The organism is Skermanella sp. (assembly GCF_059503625.1).
The window spans coordinates 1-3,709 of record NZ_JCACHA010000148.1; the positions used below are offsets into that span (position 1 = coordinate 1).

The 3,709-nt window shown below is 65.5% G+C and carries 5 protein-coding genes; all 5 read right to left on the bottom strand.

Annotated elements, in window-relative coordinates:
- Window positions 1-111 precede the first annotated feature (111 nt).
- Window positions 112-630, bottom strand: coding sequence for a hypothetical protein (locus tag AC5JJ6_RS04095; protein ID WP_496040825.1), 519 nt, complete (start codon window positions 628-630; stop codon window positions 112-114).
- 2 nt (window positions 631-632) lie between these two features.
- Window positions 633-959: a cytochrome C oxidase subunit IV family protein gene (locus AC5JJ6_RS04100; RefSeq protein WP_496040826.1), complete on the bottom strand. Its 327-nt coding sequence runs from the start codon at window positions 957-959 to the stop codon at window positions 633-635.
- Window positions 956-1,612, bottom strand: coding sequence for a cytochrome c oxidase subunit 3 family protein (locus tag AC5JJ6_RS04105; protein ID WP_496040827.1), 657 nt, complete (start codon window positions 1,610-1,612; stop codon window positions 956-958). The genes AC5JJ6_RS04100 and AC5JJ6_RS04105 overlap by 4 nt, the downstream gene beginning before the upstream one ends.
- A complete protein-coding gene (locus AC5JJ6_RS04110) occupies window positions 1,605-3,281 on the bottom strand; it encodes a cytochrome c oxidase subunit I (RefSeq protein ID WP_496040828.1) in 1,677 nt (558 codons plus the stop codon). The genes AC5JJ6_RS04105 and AC5JJ6_RS04110 overlap by 8 nt, the downstream gene beginning before the upstream one ends.
- On the bottom strand, window positions 3,278-3,709 hold a 432-nt coding region (locus AC5JJ6_RS04115), incomplete at its 5' end, for a c-type cytochrome (protein ID WP_496040829.1). The genes AC5JJ6_RS04110 and AC5JJ6_RS04115, both read right to left, overlap by 4 nt.

Genomic DNA, 3,709 nt, shown 5'->3' on the forward strand with positions numbered 1-3,709 from the left:
GAAAAGCTTCCCAACGGTATGTCCCGGTGATCCGGAAGATCGTCTCGCCCCATAGCCGCCATGACCACCGCGCCCGTATCGGCACCGGCTCCCGTCCCCGATCCCCCTCCGTCAGGCGTTCAGCGCCCGCAGCAGGAAGTCGTCGATCGCGGCGGAAACCACCTCAGGGGTGAGGTCTTCCAGCCGGCCGACCGTCACATCCGTGTTTTTAACAGGCGTGTCGTAGTTGCGCGAAACCAGGGCCGTCCCGTCCTCCGCCACATGGAAGGTCATATAGGCGCGCGGTGCCTGCGCTGCGGTGGAGATCGAGCTGAAGCGGACGAAGGCGCGCGGCATCTGGTGCGGCGGATCGATATCCTCCTCCAGCCACAGGGCGCCGACATGCTCCACGATGGGCCGCTTGGCATTTACCGCCGGCAGCAGGACCTCCCGGTGAAAACTCCGGATCCGGCGCAGCAGGTCGACATGCGCGCCATGCACGGGGCTGCGGGAAAGCTCCTCGTCCGCCAGCATGCGGCCGGTCTGAAGATGTTCCAGGGCCCGCTCCACGGCCTCCCCCAGCCGTGCTTCCCTCAGCCGCACCTCTCCCGACGCGGCCGCCCCGATGCGGGTTTCGCCGGATGATGCCATCGTCAGGAACCTCCCTCCGCGACGGGGCCGCGCGTATAGCTGCCGGTCGGCGCCGTGGTCCGCGTCAGGTAGTCGGTCGCCCCCAGCGCGAACAGCAGCGCCAGCCAGAACAGGCCGGCAGCGGCGGTGACCCTGACCAAGTGCCCGCTGGCCATCAGCTTCATGAACACGACGGCGACCAGCAGCGCCTTCAGCGCGGAAAAGCCAAGACCGGCGGCAAGGTTGAGCGATCCCACCGGCACATAGGCCAGGACCAGCGTGGCCGCCAGAAGCGCCAGCAGTCCCGCCCAGGTCAGCACCAATGACAGCGGCGGCAGGTAGTCCCTCATCCGCCGCTCCTTCCGGCAAGATAGATCAGCGGATACAGGAAGATCCAGACGACATCCACGAAGTGCCAGTACAGCCCGGCGACCTCGACCGGCGTGTAATAGGCGCTGGAAAAAGCGCCGCGCCACGCCCGCACCGCCAGGGTGCCAAGCAGGCCGATGCCGATCGTGACATGAAGCCCATGGATCCCCGTCATCATGAAGTAGAGCAGGTAGAACAGCTCCATGGCCTGGGCATGGGGACCTTGCTCCGCGAAATGCAGGCCGGGAACCAGCCCCTCGTCCCATTCCTGATAATACTCGAAGCCCTTCAGCCCCAGGAACGCGACGCCCAGCAGGGCCGCCACGCCCAGCAGGACCGCAACCGCCCGCCCGCGCCCCCGCTCCGCCAGATGCACGCCCCAAGCGACGACGAAGCTGCTGGTCAGCAGGATCACGGTGTTGACCGTGCCGATCACGATCTTGGTATGGCGGCCGGCCTCGGCGAAGCCCTCCGGGTAGGTTCCGCGATAGACTGCATAGGCGAACAGCAGGCCGCCGAAGAACAGCACCTCCGTCGCAAGGAAGACCCACATGCCGAACGCCGCGACCTCGGCCTGCTGCTCCATCGTGGCGTATTGGGGTTCCGGCCGGACCTCTCGCATGACCTCAGGCATCTTGGGGCTCCGGTTCCGGATGGTACTGATACGGCGGGCGGGTCACCGTCGGCGTCTTGTCGAAGTTGTGCTTGGGCGGCGGCGATGGGGTCCGCCACTCCAGCCCGGTCGCGGCCCACGGGTTGGCGCCGGCGCGCTGACCATGGAAAAGCGACCATGTCAGGTAGAACAGCGGCAAAACATAACCCAGCGCCAGGATCGACGCGCCGGCGGAAGACAGGATGTTCCAGAACTGGAATTCCGGCGGATATGAAGCGTAGCGCCGCTCCATTCCCAGGTAGCCCAGGATGAACTGCGGAAAGAAGGTCAGGTTGAACCCGACGAAGATCAGCAGCGCCGCGATCCTGGACCACCATTCATGGTAAAGCCGCCCTGTGATCTTCGGCCACCAGAAATGCAGGCCGGCGAAATAGGCGCTGACCATGCCGCCGACCATGATGTAGTGGAAATGCGCCACGATGAAGTAGGTGTCGGTGACATGGACGTCGAAGGCGAGGTTGGCGGTGAACAGGCCGGACAGCCCGCCGGTCGTGAACAGCCCGATGAAGCCCAGCGCATAGAGCATGGGCGCGTCGAAGCTGATCCAGCCCTTGTGCAGCGTCGCGGTCCAGTTGAACACCTTGATCGCCGACGGCACGGCGATGATGTAGCTGAGCAGCGAGAAGACCAGCCCGGCATACAGCGACATGCCGGACACGAACATGTGGTGCGCCCAGACCAGGAAGCTGACCGCCGTGAACGACACGCTGGCCCAGGCCACGAACTTGTAGCCGAAGATGGGCTTCCGCGAGAAGCAGGGCACGACCTCGCTGATCACGCCGAAGCCCGGCAGGATCATGATGTAGACAGCCGGGTGGGAGTAGAACCAGAACAGGTGCTGGAACAGCAGCGGATCGCCCCCCAGCGCCGGGTCGAAGATCCCGACATGCAGCAGCCGCTCGACCGCCAGCAGCGCCAGCGTTATCGCCAGCACCGGCGTCGCCAGGACCAGGATGATCGCGGTCGAATAGTTCGACCAGACGAAGATCGGCAGCCGGTACCACGTCATGCCCGGCGCGCGCATCCGGTGGACCGTGACGATGAAGTTCAGCCCGGTCAGGATGGAGGAGAAGCCGGATATGAACACCGCCGTAATCGCCAGGATCACGTAGCTGTTGGAATACATGGTCGAGAACGGCGTGTAGAACGTCCACCCCGTATCGACGCCGCCGGCGACGACCGCGAACAGCGCCACCAGCCCGGCGGCGACGAACAGGTACCAGCTCAGCAGGTTGATCCGGGGAAATGCCAGATCCTTTGCCCCGATCATCATCGGCAGCAGGAAGTTGCCGAGCGTGTTGGGGATCGACGGGATCAGGAAGAACCAGACCATCACGATGCCGTGGATCGAGAACAGCCGGTTATAGGTGTCCGCCGCGAAGATCCCCGGCGGCGTCACCAGATTGAGCCGGATCAGCGCCGCCGCCGCCCCGCCGATGAAGAAGAACACGGTGATCGTCAGCGCGTAGAGGATCGCGATCCGCTTGTGGTCGTGGGTCAGCAGCCAGGACCGCAGCGTCGATCCTTCCTCCGTCAGGTAGTTGGGCGGTTCGGCGGCCGGCCGGGCGGTGACCGTTGACTCGGGGGATGCGGCATCGGGGGACGAGCTATCGGGAGATGCGGCGGTCATCGGGCGGGCCTTTCGCCGGCGGCGGCCGGTATGTTCCCCAGCGACTTGACGTAGCTGATCAGCTTCAAGAGATCCTCCTCTCCGATCTGCCCGTCGAAGGAGGGCATGATGTCGGGATACCCGGCGGCGACCTGGGACTTGGGCAGCAGGATCGAGTCCCGGATATAGCCTTCGTCCGCCTTGACCACGGACCCGTCGGCCAGGGGGACCGGCCGGCCGAACAGGCCCTCCAGGCGTGGGGCGTGGACGGTGCCGGCGGCTGCGTGGCAGCCGCTGCATCCGTACTGGCGGAACAGCGCCGCACCTTGTCCCGCCAGCGTCTCGGCCGGTCCGGCGCTGTCGAGCCAGCGCTGGTAGTCGGCCTGTTCCATGACCGTGACCATGCCGGTCATGCGGGAATGCTCGGTGCCGCAGAACTCGGCGCAGAA